Origin of the sequence: Shewanella psychrophila (assembly GCF_002005305.1) — a bacterium.
GTDB lineage: Bacteria > Pseudomonadota > Gammaproteobacteria > Enterobacterales > Shewanellaceae > Shewanella > Shewanella psychrophila.
Genome location: NZ_CP014782.1, coordinates 3852978 through 3868513 on the forward strand (window position 1 = coordinate 3852978; position 15536 = coordinate 3868513).

Annotated in this window: 11 protein-coding genes and 1 pseudogene; 9 read left to right on the forward strand and 3 right to left on the reverse strand. The window is 45.0% G+C overall.

The annotated features are described in order from the left end of the window. Positions 1-174: 174 nt before the first annotated feature. Positions 175-1389 (forward strand): 4Fe-4S binding protein, encoded by a 1215-nt coding sequence (locus sps_RS16560; protein ID WP_077753534.1) that lies wholly within the window; start codon positions 175-177, stop codon positions 1387-1389. A 502-nt stretch (positions 1390-1891) separates the two neighbouring features. Here sps_RS16560 and typA read toward each other — a convergent pair. Continuing rightward, entirely contained in the window at positions 1892-3721 is a 1830-nt protein-coding gene (typA, locus tag sps_RS16565; RefSeq protein ID WP_077753535.1) for a translational GTPase TypA, read from the reverse strand. A 357-nt stretch (positions 3722-4078) separates the two neighbouring features. Here typA and glnA point away from each other — a divergent pair, with 357 nt between their 5' ends. From glnA to glnG, 6 genes are all read left to right on the forward strand, one after another. Further along, positions 4079-5488 (forward strand): glutamate--ammonia ligase, encoded by a 1410-nt coding sequence (gene glnA / locus sps_RS16570; RefSeq protein WP_077753536.1) that lies wholly within the window; start codon positions 4079-4081, stop codon positions 5486-5488. 208 nt (positions 5489-5696) lie between these two features. After that, complete coding sequence (locus sps_RS16575) at positions 5697-7889, forward strand: carbohydrate-binding family V/XII (protein ID WP_237157859.1); 2193 nt, start codon at positions 5697-5699, stop codon at positions 7887-7889. A 164-nt stretch (positions 7890-8053) separates the two neighbouring features. Next, positions 8054-9283 (forward strand): dicarboxylate/amino acid:cation symporter, encoded by a 1230-nt coding sequence (locus sps_RS16580; protein ID WP_077753538.1) that lies wholly within the window; start codon positions 8054-8056, stop codon positions 9281-9283. 89 nt (positions 9284-9372) lie between these two features. Beyond that, positions 9373-9912: a DUF4124 domain-containing protein gene (locus sps_RS16585; RefSeq protein ID WP_077753539.1), complete on the forward strand. Its 540-nt coding sequence runs from the start codon at positions 9373-9375 to the stop codon at positions 9910-9912. A gap of 119 nt (positions 9913-10031) precedes the next feature. Next, positions 10032-11075 carry a nitrogen regulation protein NR(II) gene (gene glnL, locus sps_RS16590; RefSeq protein WP_077753540.1) on the forward strand — a complete coding sequence of 348 codons (1044 nt, stop codon included), beginning with the start codon at positions 10032-10034 and terminating at the stop codon, positions 11073-11075. Positions 11076-11145: 70 nt separating this feature from the next. After that, positions 11146-12555, forward strand: coding sequence for a nitrogen regulation protein NR(I) (gene glnG / locus sps_RS16595; RefSeq protein WP_077753541.1), 1410 nt, complete (start codon positions 11146-11148; stop codon positions 12553-12555). Positions 12556-12621: 66 nt separating this feature from the next. Here the strand turns inward: glnG and sps_RS16600 are convergent, their stop codons facing one another. Continuing rightward, positions 12622-13527, reverse strand: coding sequence for a LysR family transcriptional regulator (locus tag sps_RS16600; RefSeq protein ID WP_077753542.1), 906 nt, complete (start codon positions 13525-13527; stop codon positions 12622-12624). A gap of 221 nt (positions 13528-13748) precedes the next feature. On the opposite strand from sps_RS16600, the gene sps_RS28220 reads away from it, so the two are divergent. Both sps_RS28220 and sps_RS16605 read left to right on the forward strand, forming a co-directional pair. Beyond that, positions 13749-13958 (forward strand): hypothetical protein, encoded by a 210-nt coding sequence (locus tag sps_RS28220; protein ID WP_149027294.1) that lies wholly within the window; start codon positions 13749-13751, stop codon positions 13956-13958. Positions 13959-14016: 58 nt separating this feature from the next. Continuing rightward, a complete protein-coding gene (locus sps_RS16605) occupies positions 14017-14508 on the forward strand; it encodes a chorismate--pyruvate lyase family protein (protein ID WP_077753543.1) in 492 nt (163 codons plus the stop codon). Here sps_RS16605 and sps_RS16610 read toward each other — a convergent pair. Then, positions 14509-15531, reverse strand: a pseudogene (locus sps_RS16610) (IS630 family transposase). Between the last annotated feature and the right edge of the window lie 5 nt (positions 15532-15536).

Below are 15536 nucleotides of genomic sequence, written 5' to 3' on the forward strand. Positions count from 1 at the left end.
CCCAGATATAAATATGCACAAGCCATGCAATCATGAGTTTGTGATACAGCTCCTAGCTTAGCCTCAAACACCAGCTGTTATTTAGAGGTGACACACAAAAGCATTTTATGTGAAGAACTTACCTCCACCTTAAGCCTCTGATTGATACAAATTGTCACTCATATCAGAGACCTTATGACCTTTATTGAATCATTAACCTTAATGCTCGCCCTCGCCTATAGCGCAAGCCTACTTTATTGGAGTGGGAAGAAATCGGGAGCATTTGCCACTATCATTCTGGCTATTGGTGCCTGTATAAGCTCTCTGTATTGGCCATTGATGCTCGCGAGTGCTATCGCCGCATCATCTATCTTCTTGCTAACTAAATTTAAACCTGAGCTTGCCAGAGGTGAGCAGAGGATAAATACCCTGCGAGATTCAACTCAACATCTACTGGCACTGTCTATGCTGTTAGTCGGGGTTCAATTTGCGATAAACACTGCATTATTGAAAGCTGGGATCACGCCTTGGCTAATGAGGCCTGATGTCGGCGATGCATTTCTACCCATTGCCGGAGGCATAGAGCTCAAGGCTATTCTGACTCTAGGCCTATGGGATCAGACTCATCCAGCAGCAGCCGTGATGTTAGCCGTGGTCTTGCTGACCGGACTGCTATGCAAGCGTGCCTTCTGCGGCTGGGCCTGTCCCTTGGGACTCGCGGGAGAATACCTGTATAAACTGAGAAAACGTTTCATTAAGGATGAGATGCTACCTCCCGCCTGGTTAGACTGGCCCCTTCGTATGCTCAAATATCTACTGTTGGCCGCACTGATTTACATTATTGTTGGCATGCCAAGCCAGTCGATACCTCATTACCTCAGCGGCAACTATCACAAGATAGCCGACCTCAAGATGGGTCTATTCTTCATCACCCCTGGCTTAGTGACTTTAATCTGCTTCAGCGTCATCTTAGGGCTCGCTACATGGCGACGTCAGGGCTTCTGCCGATACATCTGCCCTTATGGCGCCCTATTAGGTTTAATCAGCTTTCTAAGCCCATTTAAAATAAGAAGGAGTACACAGCACTGCCTGATCGAGTCAAAGGGAATGAACTGTGACAAATGTACACGTGCCTGTCCCGCGAATATCTCAGTCCACACACTGAAGCACATTCGCTCAGATGAATGCCAGGCATGCATGCGCTGCATATCGGCCTGCCCCAAGAAAGAGGCTCTACACTTCAGTACACGCAATGGGATTAAGCTATCCGCAAGAGGATTAACCATAATGCTGTTACTCATTATGTTCCTTATCCCACTAGGCGCCTATGTTGGCGGGTTTTGGCACAGCCAAACTTTGGATGCTGATCGTATCTACTTGATACAGCATTTGAAGTCTATTGGACATTGATTCATTGGCCTTCGAATGAAGGCTGATTTCATTTTCTATGTTTGTACATCTGGCTTAGTTGGTATTGGGGAATGGGTTTGAAGGTCGAACCTTCACTGTAACCTAGACATAATGAAGCCAATCCAATTCCGCTTGGCCTAATTTGAGGCCAACACAATCCCCCTCCTAGTACATCCTGTACTCCGGAGATAAGTACATCTAACCGCCATGATCTATGATATTCCCTATACCATTTAGACATTTCCCATATCCCATATCCCTATGGGTCAAACGGTGCGAATGCCAATAAATGACGACTAAATGGATTTAGGAGCTAGAGTAACGCATGGAACGGTTACCGAATGGATCATTGATGGCCCTATACAAATACCAGTACTTGTCCATCCCTGGGTACTGGCATAATGTTCCCGACATAAAAAAGCCCTGAACATTTGCATGTTCAGGGCTTTTCTTACGAAATTCGAAACCTTACGTTTCGATTAACGTAACCAACTCGAAGAGATTACTTACGGTTGTGACGCTTACGCTCGTTCTCACTCAAGTAACGCTTACGAACACGAATGTTCAGCGGCGTGACTTCTACTAGCTCATCATCATCGATGAACTCAAGCGCTTGCTCAAGTGTCATGTCAATATGTGGAGTCAGTACTTGTGCTTCATCGGTACCCGATGCACGCATGTTAGTTAGCTGCTTACCTTTCAAACAGTTAACTGTTAAGTCATTTGCACGAGCGTGAAGACCAACAACTTGACCTTCATAAACTTCTGCAGCGTGAGTAATAAACAGACGACCACGAGCTTGAAGGTTAAACAATGCGAATGTCAGTGCTTTACCAGTTGCGTTAGAGATCAATACGCCACGAGCACGTTGACCAATATCGCCGCCTTTCACTGGACCGTAATGGTCGAATGAATGGTAAATAAGACCAGAACCTGAAGTAGCTGTCATGAAATCAGTTTGGAAACCAATCAAGCCACGGCTTGGGATAATGAAATCGATACGTACACGACCCTTACCATCCATTTGCATGTCTTTCATGTCACCCTTACGGATACCAAGCTTCTCGATAACGCTACCTTGATGCTCTTCTTCAACGTCAACAGTCAAGTTTTCGAACGGCTCACACATCTCGCCATCGATCTCTTTAACAATAACCTCTGGACGAGAAACTGCTAGCTCGTAACCTTCACGACGCATGTTTTCGATCAGAATTGACAGGTGAAGTTCACCACGACCTGAAACACGGAAACGATCCGGGCTTTCAGTCTCTTCAACACGCAATGCAACGTTGTGAACTAATTCCTGCTGCAGACGCTCAAGGATGTTACGTGAAGTTACGTATTTACCTTCTTTACCAGCGAATGGAGAGGTGTTGACCTGGAAGGTCATAGTTAGCGTTGGCTCATCAACAGATAGCGGCGGTAACGCCTCAACGTTAGTTGTTGCACAGATAGTGTCAGAAATTAACAGCTGACCAAGACCAGTAATAGCAACAATATCGCCTGCGTTTGCAATATCAACTTCGTGACGATCCAGACCCATGTAACCTAATACTTGGCCCATTTTACCGTTACGCTTCTTACCATCAGCACCAATAATAGTGACCTGCTGGTTAGTCTTAACGCTACCACGCTTGATACGTCCAATACCGATAACACCCACGTATGAGTTGTAATCGATTTGTGAGATCTGCATTTGGAAATCACCTTCAGCATCAGCATCAGGTGAAGAAACTTTCTCGACGATAGTCTCGAACAGTGGCGTCATGTCGCCTTCAGTGATTTCAGGGTCTAAACCGGCGAAACCATTCAATGCTGAAGCATAGACGATTGGGAAATCCAACTGCTCATCGGTAGCACCTAAGTTGTCGAACAGATCGAAAACTTGATCAATAACCCAATCAGGACGCGCGCCAGGACGGTCAATCTTGTTGATAACAACAATAGGCTTAAGGCCTAGGGCGAAAGCTTTCTTAGTTACGAAGCGAGTCTGCGGCATTGGACCGTCGACTGCATCAACAAGAAGCAATACTGAATCAACCATAGAAAGAACGCGCTCAACTTCACCACCGAAATCGGCGTGACCAGGAGTATCCACGATGTTGATACGGTAATCATTCCACTTGATGGCAGTGTTCTTTGCAAGAATCGTGATTCCACGTTCCTTTTCAAGATCGTTTGAATCCATCACCCGCTCAGTGGCTTCTCCTCGGGTCTCAAGGGTTCCAGACTGCGCCAGCAACTTGTCTACCAGGGTAGTTTTACCATGGTCAACGTGTGCAATAATGGCGATGTTACGTAAATTCTCTAACACTGATAAACCTCTTACCATCTATATATTGTGGGATATTTGAAACAGCCTTAATAATAGCTGTTGCAATAAAAAACGTGTCATTCTACTCTAGCCGAGGGCTCTCGCACAGGATTATTTTTTAGTCAGCTATGAATAGTATGTTTTGACCGCCTTCGCACCATCATGGTGTTCGCACCAAGATCGATCGCTTAGCGCACCATTACAGTGCAAATGTTCATATCTACGTGCGGCCTGTTGTTTCTGTTTTCTTAAAAATCATAACCTTACGCTTTTGGCACGAGTCTCGCTTATTAAAAGTCAGAATCGCATAAATAGCGCTAAATAGATGTTTAGAAATAAATAAGGCTTAGCCTTTACCCTACTCGGAGACTTAGAATGTCAGCTGAATCAGTTTTACAACAACTCGAAGAATTAGAAGTTAAGTTTGTTGATCTACGCTTTACCGATACCCGTGGTAAAGAACAGCACGTTTCAATCCCTTCGCATCAGGTCGATGCAGACTTTTTTGAAGACGGCAAGATGTTCGATGGCTCATCTATCTCAGGCTGGAAGGGCATCAACGAATCAGACATGGTATTAATGCCTGATCCTGAAAGCTTCGTATTAGATCCTTTCACAGCCGAGACTACTGCCAACATTCGTTGTGACATCCTTAACCCTGGCACTATGACAGGTTATAACCGTGATCCACGCTCTATCGCTAAGAAAGCCGAAGAGTACCTGCTTTCTACCGGCATAGCAGACACAGTATTGATCGGTCCTGAGCCTGAGTTCTTCCTGTTTGATGACGTTAAATACGGCGCCGACATGTCAGGTTGTTTCTACAAGGTCGATGCCGAAGAAGCTGCCTGGAACTCAGGAACTAGCTATGAAGGTGGTAACACGGGTCACCGTCCAAGCGTTAAAGGCGGTTACTTCCCTGTAGCACCGGTCGACTCTTCACAAGACATACGCTCAGCCATGTGTCTGGTTCTCGAAGAGATGGGACAGGTCGTTGAAGCACATCACCACGAAGTAGCAACTGCCGGTCAAAACGAGATCGCAACTCGCTTCAACACGCTAACACTCAAGGCCGATGAAGTTCAGGTACTTAAGTATGTCGTACATAACGTGGCTCACGCTTATGGTAAGACAGCTACCTTTATGCCTAAACCAATCGTTGGTGACAATGGTAGCGGCATGCACGTTCACCAGTCTCTAGCCAAAGATGGTGTAAACCTATTCGCCGGTGACAAGTACGGTGGATTGAGTGAAATGGCCATCTACTATATCGGTGGTATCATCAAGCATGCTCGTGCGATTAACGCTTTTGCTAACCCAGCCACAAACTCGTACAAGCGTCTCATCCCACACTTCGAAGCCCCTGTAATGCTGGCATACTCTGCGGCTAACCGCTCAGCTTCGATCCGTATACCTTTGGTTCCAAGCCCTAAGGGACGTCGTATCGAACTAAGATTCGGTGACCCTATGGCTAACCCATATTTGGCATTCTCTGCAATGCTTATGGCAGGCCTTGACGGAATTCAAAACAAGATCCACCCAGGTGAAGCCATGGACAAAGATCTTTATGATCTTCCGCCAGAAGAAGCGGCTGAAATCCCAACAGTAGCAACTTCACTTGAGAATGCACTCGAGTGTCTAGATACGGATCGTGAATTCCTAACTCGCGGCGACGTATTCAGCAACGATTTCATCGACTCATATATCACGCTTAAGTCTGAAGATGTTGAGCGTGTTAATCAGACAACTCACCCAGTTGAATTCGAGCTTTATTACAGCTTGTAATCTCAATGCTGTGTCCGTGGCCGTAAGTTAATCAGCCACTATTTTAAAGCCCTAAACATTGTTTAGGGCTTTTTCTTATCCTTTCCCCCTTCAGTTTCTCGACTTATCGGTTCATAAAAAATATTAAATGACCTAGAAACAATTAAAATCGCGGTTAAATTGAGCAACTATGTTAGCTTGTGATCAGGATCAGATAGAAGGGACAGTCATGTCTGCAAAAAAATCAGCTCGTTTACCTGCTATATTCACCACCCTTATTCTCCTGTTAATGGGGACATTCAATGCCAATGCCAACACCATAAAATGGCCTCAGGAGGTAACAGCCGAAGAAGGCACTGTGGTTGTCTATCAACCTCAACCCGAATCATTTTCCGGTAACATCCTCCAGGGTCGAGCGGCAATGTCACTCGAACTAATCAATAAAGAAGAGCCCATATTTGGTGCTTTTTGGTTTAGTGCCCGTATCGATACCGATAATGACAGTGCTACAGTCCGGGACGTAAGAGTCACTCGAGTCAAATGGCCTGATTCGACGGACACTGATGAACAAAGGTTTACCCAAGTAGTAGAAAAAGCACTGGCAACAAGTAGCTTCGAAATATCTATGGAGCGCCTCTCTGCCAGTCTTGCCAATGCCAAACAGGAAAAGAAAAGCCTGCAAGCCATCAAAAATGATGCTCCCAATATTCTTTTCCGTCAGCAACTCAGTGTTCTACTATCCTATGATGGTCGCCCTCAATTTAGGGAAATAGAAAATAGTCCCTATGAACGCGCGTTAAATACCCCTTTCGCTGTAGCTCGCAGTACTAAGACTAAGAAAGTTTACCTCAGTAGCGGTACATTCTGGTATGTCGCAGACAACCCAATGGGACCATGGCAAGTAACAGAGTACCCACCTGAAGATTTGGTGAAGATGATACCGACATCCGATCAGGTAAACTCTAATGTCAGCGGCGCTCCGGCTGTGATAGCTGTCGATAAACCCAGCGAACTCGTGGCAACCGACGGTAAACCTGAGTGGAAGAGCCTAACTCAGGGCAAATTACTCTATGTGAGTAATACTGAGACGGCATGGATAAGAGAGACTGCCACTGGCGACATGTACTTACTCCTCTCCGGACGCTGGTTTAAAGCCAAGAAAGAGGCTGGTCCCTGGACATTTGTCCGTGGCGATAAACTCCCAGCGAGTTTTAATGACATTCCACCAGAATCAGATATCGGCGGCTTGAGAGTCTCCGTTGCAGGCACATCAGAAGCCAACCAGGCAATGCTCGATGCACAGATCCCACAAACTGCGGCCATTAAACGTAGCGAAGCAAAACTTAATGTTGAATATGATGGCGAGCCTAAATTCGAATCAATTCCCGGTACCCAAGTCGCTTACGCTGTAAACACAGGTAGTCAGGTACTAAATATTAACGGCCAATATTACGCAGTCGACAACGGAGTTTGGTTCACAGCTAGCTCGGCGAAAGGTCCCTGGAAAGTGGCAGACAAGGTTCCCACAGAAGAATTAGCTAAGATCCCTCCCAGCTCACCAGTCTATAACACCACTTATGTAGAAATATATGATTCCACACCAGAAGTCGTTTACGTAGGGTACACCCCTGGCTATATGTGGTCCTATCCCTATTACGGTGTGCCAGTTTACGGTACTGGCTGGTATTACCCACCTTATTGGGGTCGATACTATTATCCTCGTCCACCGACCTGGGGGCTTCACGTTGGCTACAACCCATGGACAGGATGGAATGTCGGCGTCAGTTGGAGCAATGGTTTCTTTAGCGTAGGTGTAGGCTGGAATGCAGGTTGGGGTAACCACTATTATCCAGGTCGCTGCTGTGGCGGTTATTACGGTGGCGGCAATCGCCGACCAGTGGTTATTAATACAGGCGACATCAATATTGGCAATAGCGTCAGCATAGGTAACCGAACCAATATCTCCAATAAGCTAGTTAAGAATAACAATATCTCCAATAAGCTAGTTAAGAATAACAATATCTCAGCCAACCGTGTGGGTAATAACAACCTCTATAATCGCCCAGAGAATCGTAAGCGTAATGCTGATTCAGTTAAGCTCAATAATAGGTTTAAGCAAGCGACTCATAATACCAATCGTGCCAACGATGTCTTTGCTGACAAGAATGGCAATCTGGCTCGAGATAACAAGGGACAATGGCAGAGCCGTGACAGAGGCAGTTGGACTCCCACACCTGAGACACGCCAGAAAATCGATAATGGATTAAGTAATCGGGACATCAACATGCCTACGACTATGCCAACCAGGCCCAATAATATGAATCGTGAGATAAATACTCGCCATTTAGATCGAGAGGGACTAAATCGTTCTCGCAATGCCCGCCAACACGGCATGGCTAGGGAAGGCAGGAGAGGACGTTAGTAGTAAGCTGATACTGAGTAAGAAAACAGGCCTGTAATTTACAGGCCTGTTTTCTTACTGCATTCACTCATTAGATGAGTTGACACTCAGATACGGCTTATATAGCTTTGACTCTCTGGGTCATGGTGCTTCTATGATCTAACATAAAATTAATGGACCTATGTATGTGGCAAAAAATTGAACCCTATCGCTCCTCCATCATTTTGCTTTCAGCGCTGCTTATCGGTGGTTGTGTAGGGGTCTTAGCCCCCGATTTTGCCCTTAAACTCAGACCTATAGGGCAAATTTTCCTTAACCTGCTATTTATGATAATTGTGCCACTCGTCGCCATCAGCGTGACCTCTTCTATTGCACGCATGACTGATTTAAAAAAACTCGGCACTATCTTGGTCACCATATTGCTAGTATCGATTGTAATGGCAATTATTCCAGCTCTATCCATTGTAGGGCTAGCACTGGCTTATGATCCGGCTCAAGGCGTCATATTGGATCTTCATCAGAGCGTCGAAACAGGCTCAGGCAGCATGGATTTTGTTGGATTGCTTACCACTAATGATTTTGTAGGCTTATTATCAAAATCCAACATTTTAGCCCTCATCATTATGTCGGTGATTTCAGGCATTGCTATTGGTCAATCGGGTGAAGATGGAGTGAAAGTCTCTCGTATGCTCGACAGCCTTAATACTGTCATCATGAAGATAGTTTCAATTCTTATGGTAGCAGCCCCCGTCGGCTTAGGCGCCTACTTTGCCTCGACGATGGCAAGTCAGGATACCCATTTACTCAGCACCTTTGCTCGCGCTATCGGCCTATTTTTTATCGCTGCTATCGCTTATTTCACCTTAGGTTCAACTTTTTATGCCTGGCTTGGTGGTGGCCTCAAGGGGGTTAGTCAGTTCTGGAAACATGCTATCGAACCTTCGGTAACCGCTTTGGGCACCAGCTCTTCTCTGGCCAGTCTCCCGGTCAATATCCGTGCTGCAGGTAAGATGGGGATCAGAGAGGAAATAGCCGATATCTGTTTGCCGCTACTGGTCAATTTAAATAAGGGTGGAGCGTCGATGACGACCGCACTTAAGATTGTCTTCATTTATTCACTGCTTGGCTTAGAGTTCACCCCAGATGTATTTGCCATTACGATTTTGATTTCAGTTCTATCTGCCTTTGTCATAGGTGGCGTACCCGGTGGCGCCTTCTTAGGTGAGATTTTTATTGTCACAACACTTGGTTTACCTATCGAAGTCATTCCCATTTTAGTGATAATCGGCGCAGTAACCGATGGTCCGGCGACCTTAATCAACGTGATCCATGACCTCAATGCGACACAGATCGTCGAGCGCATTAATGGTAAGCGATACGGTAAAAACTTAGCTGAAATGCACACTAGCGATTAATTTTTATCGCTTAGAACATTTACTCATGATTTTTTACTGAAAAAAAGCTAACCTTGAAAAGCATACAAATATGTAACAAAGGAACTTTTATGCGCCTCTACTTTGCTATTCCCCTGCTTTTTTTCACCATAGCAGCCCAAGCCACAGTTTATAAGTGGGTCGATAAAGATGGGAAGATACATTATTCGGATAAACCCATTGAAAACTCTGAAGCTGTCGAGTTCAAGAGTAATACTCAAAACCAGATACAGTTAAATACGCCTAAGGCTCCGCCTAGCAATGACGATCAGAAGTCATTGACTGAATATAATTTGAGTATCACCTCCCCAGCCGAGGAAGAGACCATTCGGAATAACGAAGGCAAGCTCACCATTATGGCCAGGATTTCCCCGGATTTGGAGGCTAAACACGTATTGGTACTTCTGATGGATGGAGCCGTTGTTGGTACTCCACAAACTAGTCCAATATTTAGCCTTAAAGATATCGACAGAGGCGAACATAATTTTGTGATCAAGGCTGTTGCTCAAAACGGCAAACAACTTGCATCAACACCTCCAAGAAAGATATTCCTTCACAGGGCTATTGTAACTCGCCAAGCAACTCCGACACCTTTCAATGGTGGAAACTAAAAAAGGCGTTTATTTTAGATAGTTAGCCTATATGGATATATAAACCACTCAGTGAAGGGTATTGCACAGCGCACCAAAATGGTGCACTGTGATGGTGCATCAATTTGCTGGGAGCCCTAATGGATCTGAAACACCTGTTCAATAACCTTATTACTGCAGTCATGGTCATAGATGTAGATCTCAGGCTATGCTATTCCAATGCGGCCGCAGAGCAGCTACTGGGCGTCAGCAGTCATCGTTTAACTGAGCATTCTCTAGCTGATAACTTTCAAGTCTTAGGCGTAAGTACACACTTACTCAGCAGTGCAATCAGGGATAATCAAGGGTTAACCGTCAACACCGCACCTTTAGTGACACTGGATAATCAACATCATACTGTAGATATTACCTTGACCCCGCTAGAGCATGAGCAAGGTTTAGGCCTGCTCGAGTTAAGACAGGTAGATCAGCAACGCCGAATTCATCAGCAATTGACTCTAGATGCACAACAGCAAGCCGCACAGTATCTAGTACGTAATTTGGCACACGAAATAAAAAATCCATTAGGTGGACTTAGAGGAGCAGCCCAACTACTTTCTCGCGAGTTACATGATCCCGAATTAAATGAATTCACCGATATGATCATCGAACAAGCTGATAGATTAAGAAATCTGGTCGATCGATTGCTAGGTCCGCAGAAACCCACCCAACATACACAACAAAATATTCATGAAGTAATCCAAAAAGTGCTTAAACTTGTCACCATGGCACTGCCGGAAAACATCCAATTCCAACAAGACTACGATCCTTCGATACCGGACATAGATATGGATCCGGAGCAGTTACAGCAAGCTGTGCTCAATATTGTTCAAAATGCAGTTCAGGCGTTAGAAGGAGTAGGCGGTAATATAACCATAAGGACACGCACCCAACACCAAGTCACTATTGGTACTCTCAGGCATAAAATCGTGATTGGCTTGTCTGTTATCGACAATGGTCCGGGTATAAAACCTGAACTCATGGATACTTTATTTTACCCTATGGTGACTGGTAGGGATCAGGGATCTGGTTTAGGTTTGTCCATAGCCCATAACTTTGCCCGGTTACATGGCGGAAGAATAGATTGCCAGTCGAAACCTGGAGAAACCGATTTTACAATTTTACTGCCAATAAAAACTAAATAAATGACGTGGTAAAAAACGAAAACAAGCACGACACTAATAAAAGTTTGAATATCATCACGGGAGAGGCAGCATGACGGAGCAAGTTTGGGTACTCGATGACGACAGTTCGATTCGTTGGGTCGTAGAAAGAGCATTAAAAAGTGCGAAGATCTCCTCAGCAAGCTTTGCAGCTGCAGAGTCTCTATGGGAAGCGCTGGAACTGTCACAACCTAAGGTGATTATTTCAGATATACGCATGCCTGGTACGGATGGACTCACTCTATTAGAGAGACTTCAAACTCATTACCCTAATATTCCAGTCATCATAATGACCGCTCATTCAGACCTAGATAGCGCGGTGAGTGCATATCAGGCAGGGGCTTTCGAATATTTACCTAAACCATTCGATATCGATGAGGCCATAGCACTCGTCGAACGAGCGTTAACTCACTCCACAGACCAAGCTACAAATACAGTTGAAGAGATACAAGTTAAAGCCCCTGAAATTATTGGGGAAGCACCAGCTATGCAGGAAGTCTTTCGTGCTATTGGTCGCTTATCACGATCTTCTATTAGCGTACTCATCAATGGGCAGTCAGGTACAGGTAAAGAACTAGTCGCCAGCGCTCTGCACAAGCATAGCCCGCGAAAAGATAAACCCTTTATCGCTATAAATATGGCGGCCATACCCAAAGATCTCATTGAATCAGAGCTCTTTGGCCATGAAAAAGGTGCATTTACCGGTGCGGCGGGTGTGAGGCAGGGTCGATTCGAGCAATCTAATGGCGGTACACTCTTTCTCGATGAAATTGGTGATATGCCTCTAGACGTACAAACTCGATTACTCAGAGTGTTAGCAGATGGCCAGTTTTATCGTGTCGGCGGTCACTCCCCGGTACAAGTCGATGTGAGAATAATAGCCGCTACCCATCAAGATTTGGAACTATTAGTGCAAAAGGGAGGCTTCAGAGAAGATCTTTATCATAGACTCAATGTCATTAAGGTACACCTTCCCCCGCTATCGCAACGAAGAGAGGACATACCACAACTCGCTAGGCATTTTCTTTCATCGGCCGCTAAAGAGATAGCCGTTGAACCTAAAGTATTGACCTCAGAGACAGCCGAAAAACTCTCAGAGCTACCTTGGCCGGGTAATGTGCGTCAACTTGAAAATACTTGTCGTTGGCTCATGGTTATGGCATCGGGACAAGAGATATTACCTCAAGATCTTCCACCGGAACTACTCAAAGAGCAGAGCCAAGCTAGGAGTCAATCATCCGAAGACCCATCAAATTGGCAAGAGTCATTGAAGCTTTGGATTGATGAGCGGCTCGGCGCAGGTGAGAGCAATCTTCTCACCGAAGTCCAACCCGCATTCGAACGAATTTTACTGGAAACGGCGTTAGCTCACACCAACGGTCATAAACAAGAAGCCGCCAAGCGCCTAGGCTGGGGACGCAACACACTCACTAGAAAGCTCAAAGAGCTCTCGATGGATTAACCCGATTGCTATTAGACGTATTAAGTGGCTGGATAAACTCCAGCTGCTACTTACATACCCATCATTTTACTCTGTCAGGTATTTTTGGGTAATTTCATCCATAAAAGACAACATAGCCTTTAATCTGGGAGAAAGAGAAGCTTTGCTGGGGTAGACAGCATAGATATCCACTTCAGGAGTGACTTTGAGTTCAGCTGCTATCCTGACAAGCCGTTTTTCAGCAAGCAAACGCCGACAGTAAATATCCGGTAGCAATGAAACTCCAGCACCATTGACTACCGTATCGCGCACCATAAGCACATCCTCAAGCTCACTAGCCATAGGAAAGACCACTGGATATTCAATGCCTCCTGCACTGATTAAACAGAAACTCGATGGGTAATTTTCCTGATCATGATAATAGCGGACATGTCTCTGTAATTCTTCCCAATCGACATCAAGTAGCTCTGGATGCTCCCCCAGATAATCCGGGGAGCACATCCAACAAAGTTGAATATTCGCCAAACGCTTCGCATAAAAACCAGAAGGTGCCAAGGGACCTAACTGGATAGCTAGGTCCAGCTTATCCTCAAACAGGTTTGGCGTATGGGACATAGTACGTACCCTCAAACGAATATCTGGATAACGCTCAACAAAATTTGCCAGATTGGAGGCCATCACCTCACGGGAAAAAGCAAGGGTGACCGCCAGGTTGAGCTCACCAACCAGGCCTTTAGAGCTAACTTCATTACCAACGCCTTCAATTCTTTCCAGCAAAGGTTTTAGCTGCTTATACAAGTATTCACCGTCACTAGTCAGCCGAAGGTGACGGCTATTTCGTTCGAACAAGCGAATAGCAAGTCTAGCTTCCAGTCTAGTTATAGCTCGGCTAACGCTAGACTTTTGCATATTAGCCCCAAGTGCAGCTTTTGAAATACTCTGATGTTCAGCAACGGCGATAAAAAGGGGAAGGTCATTCAGATTCCAGTCCATATATGCTCTCTTAAGTTCGACTAGTAGACATTTTAAGTGATGATCTGATGTAACTCTAATTTCGTATGGTGAGCGGAATTACCCAGCCTATCTAATGACCCTATCAAAATACCTCAATTAAAAAGTGTAATAAGGCAACTCTGTGTTGCGTTATCGCCACTGGCTGGCTAGTAAAAAAATCATAATAATATCTTCCCAATATGTTCCCAAAGGATTAAGTCATGCGAAGTGAGAGACAGAGCAGTAGTGGTCTTACAAAATATAAACGGCTACACGCTAAGCACGCCGCAAAATGTAACCTCTGTCACGACTGGGGAGGCGGTGCCAGCCACCTTGATCCCCCCTTCTCTTATCTGTATAGCCTGGTTACTGCTCTGTTCTGCATTAGTCATATGACAAATGCAGAACAAAACTTATACCAATCGATATAAAGGTGTGGCCACTTTCTTATACTGATTGGTATTAAGACAAAATAATGGAGAAATATTTATGAAATTACAACCAACCGAAGGATCTGTGCCCACTTATATAAAGTACTCAGGATCATTAACCCGAGTTTTTAAGGAGCATTGCAGCAAGTTTCATATCAACCAGCAGGAGCAAGGGCTGTTTGCCCCTCACAACTACTACCGTGAAAGCCTATTAATGAATGACCTATCGCCACTAGTATGGGCTCGCTCTTGCCTAGTATCCCGCCATTCGGCAACCATAAAAACCTTCACGACTCTAAAACAGGGATCATTAGGGGAGAACTTGTTGTTTACCGAACAACAGATAGAACGAAGTAAATATCAATTTTACCTCGTGAGCCAATGGGATACGGATCTTGTAAAGCTATTAAAAAATGAGCTTCTCTATGCACGTCTTTCCTATTTTAACTGGGATGGCCAGTCTCTCTCATTATTTGAGCTATTCCTCCCCGAAGCTCATCGCATCTTGAACCAACAGAAAGTACTTACGAAGTTATACCAATCGGTATAATCATCTGGTCAGATTTATCCATGGACGATTGCACAGATTTTTTACCGTATCGGTATCACTAATAAAGCTATTCCATACCTGTGAGCATTGCTCGACAATACCCTTATAATTAGCAAAACAGCGATTGGCTAAGTGGCGTTGCCTCATCCAGCCCCAAACTTGTTCAATCGGGTTGAGTTCTGGTGAGTAGGGAGGAGTTTGATCATCGTCAGATTATCAAACTCATTATCTAGATCATTACTATGCCAGCCTGCAGCGTCCATGATCACGACGGCATGACGATCTGCAGGGGTCGCTTGAGAGATAAATGTCAGGTGTTGGTGCTATCCACCCACGGAGTGATAAGTGCCTCCGTATTACCATTAGCCGGACATACAGCACCGAAAACATAGGCGTATTCAAACTGTTGCTGCCGAACAACTCTTGGACGACTTCCTTTTTTGGCCCACAAGCGTGTCGTTGTATTTTGTTGACCTATCCTAGCTTCATCCTGAAACCAGACATCTACTTGAGATAAAGCGATATGGCCTGGGATGTTAAGGATCGTTTCCAGGCGGAAGTTTTTAAAAGCTTCTTGTGCTACTAACGATTGTTTTGGGTGCTTTGAGCGACTAGTTATCCATGAAAAGCCAAGCATTTTTAATACTCTATAGATGCTTGATAGCTCATAACGAATGCCAAAATGCTTAAAAATATATTCATTAATGTCATGAGCAGATAACCTCCCGCCTGTTTCTGAGAGACTACGAGCTTCAATAAATACCGAAAGTTGCCTAGATTGAGCAGCACTCAAGGCGGGAGGTCGACCAGCGATGTTTTATGCTCAAGCCCAACCAAGCCTCGTTCCAAGAAATCACTCACCCACTTATTTATACTGGTACGGCTTACCTTAAGTATATTGCTTATCTCAGAGCGATTATGACCTTCACTGAAGTGAGCTAATGCTAAAAGACGGATCCGCTTTTGTGCATTGTTCTCTCGGCGTGCCAGACATCGAGAATCAGTCGTTTGAAGCTTTTCCATATGCA

Excerpts from the sequence above, each read along its gene's own strand:
- glnL (WP_077753540.1), top strand. The coding sequence starts at position 10,032 with ATGGATCTGAAACACCTGTTCAATAACCTTATTACTGCAGTCATGGTC.
- sps_RS28220 (WP_149027294.1), top strand. The coding sequence starts at position 13,749 with ATGCGAAGTGAGAGACAGAGCAGTAGTGGTCTTACAAAATATAAACGG.
- sps_RS16560 (WP_077753534.1), top strand. The coding sequence starts at position 175 with ATGACCTTTATTGAATCATTAACCTTAATGCTCGCCCTCGCCTATAGC.
- sps_RS16605 (WP_077753543.1), top strand. The coding sequence starts at position 14,017 with ATGAAATTACAACCAACCGAAGGATCTGTGCCCACTTATATAAAGTAC.
- glnG (WP_077753541.1), top strand. The coding sequence starts at position 11,146 with ATGACGGAGCAAGTTTGGGTACTCGATGACGACAGTTCGATTCGTTGG.
- sps_RS16575 (WP_237157859.1), top strand. The coding sequence starts at position 5,697 with ATGTCTGCAAAAAAATCAGCTCGTTTACCTGCTATATTCACCACCCTT.
- typA (WP_077753535.1), bottom strand. The coding sequence starts at position 3,721 with ATGGTAAGAGGTTTATCAGTGTTAGAGAATTTACGTAACATCGCCATT.
- sps_RS16585 (WP_077753539.1), top strand. The coding sequence starts at position 9,373 with ATGCGCCTCTACTTTGCTATTCCCCTGCTTTTTTTCACCATAGCAGCC.
- sps_RS16580 (WP_077753538.1), top strand. The coding sequence starts at position 8,054 with ATGTGGCAAAAAATTGAACCCTATCGCTCCTCCATCATTTTGCTTTCA.
- glnA (WP_077753536.1), top strand. The coding sequence starts at position 4,079 with ATGTCAGCTGAATCAGTTTTACAACAACTCGAAGAATTAGAAGTTAAG.
- sps_RS16600 (WP_077753542.1), bottom strand. The coding sequence starts at position 13,527 with ATGGACTGGAATCTGAATGACCTTCCCCTTTTTATCGCCGTTGCTGAA.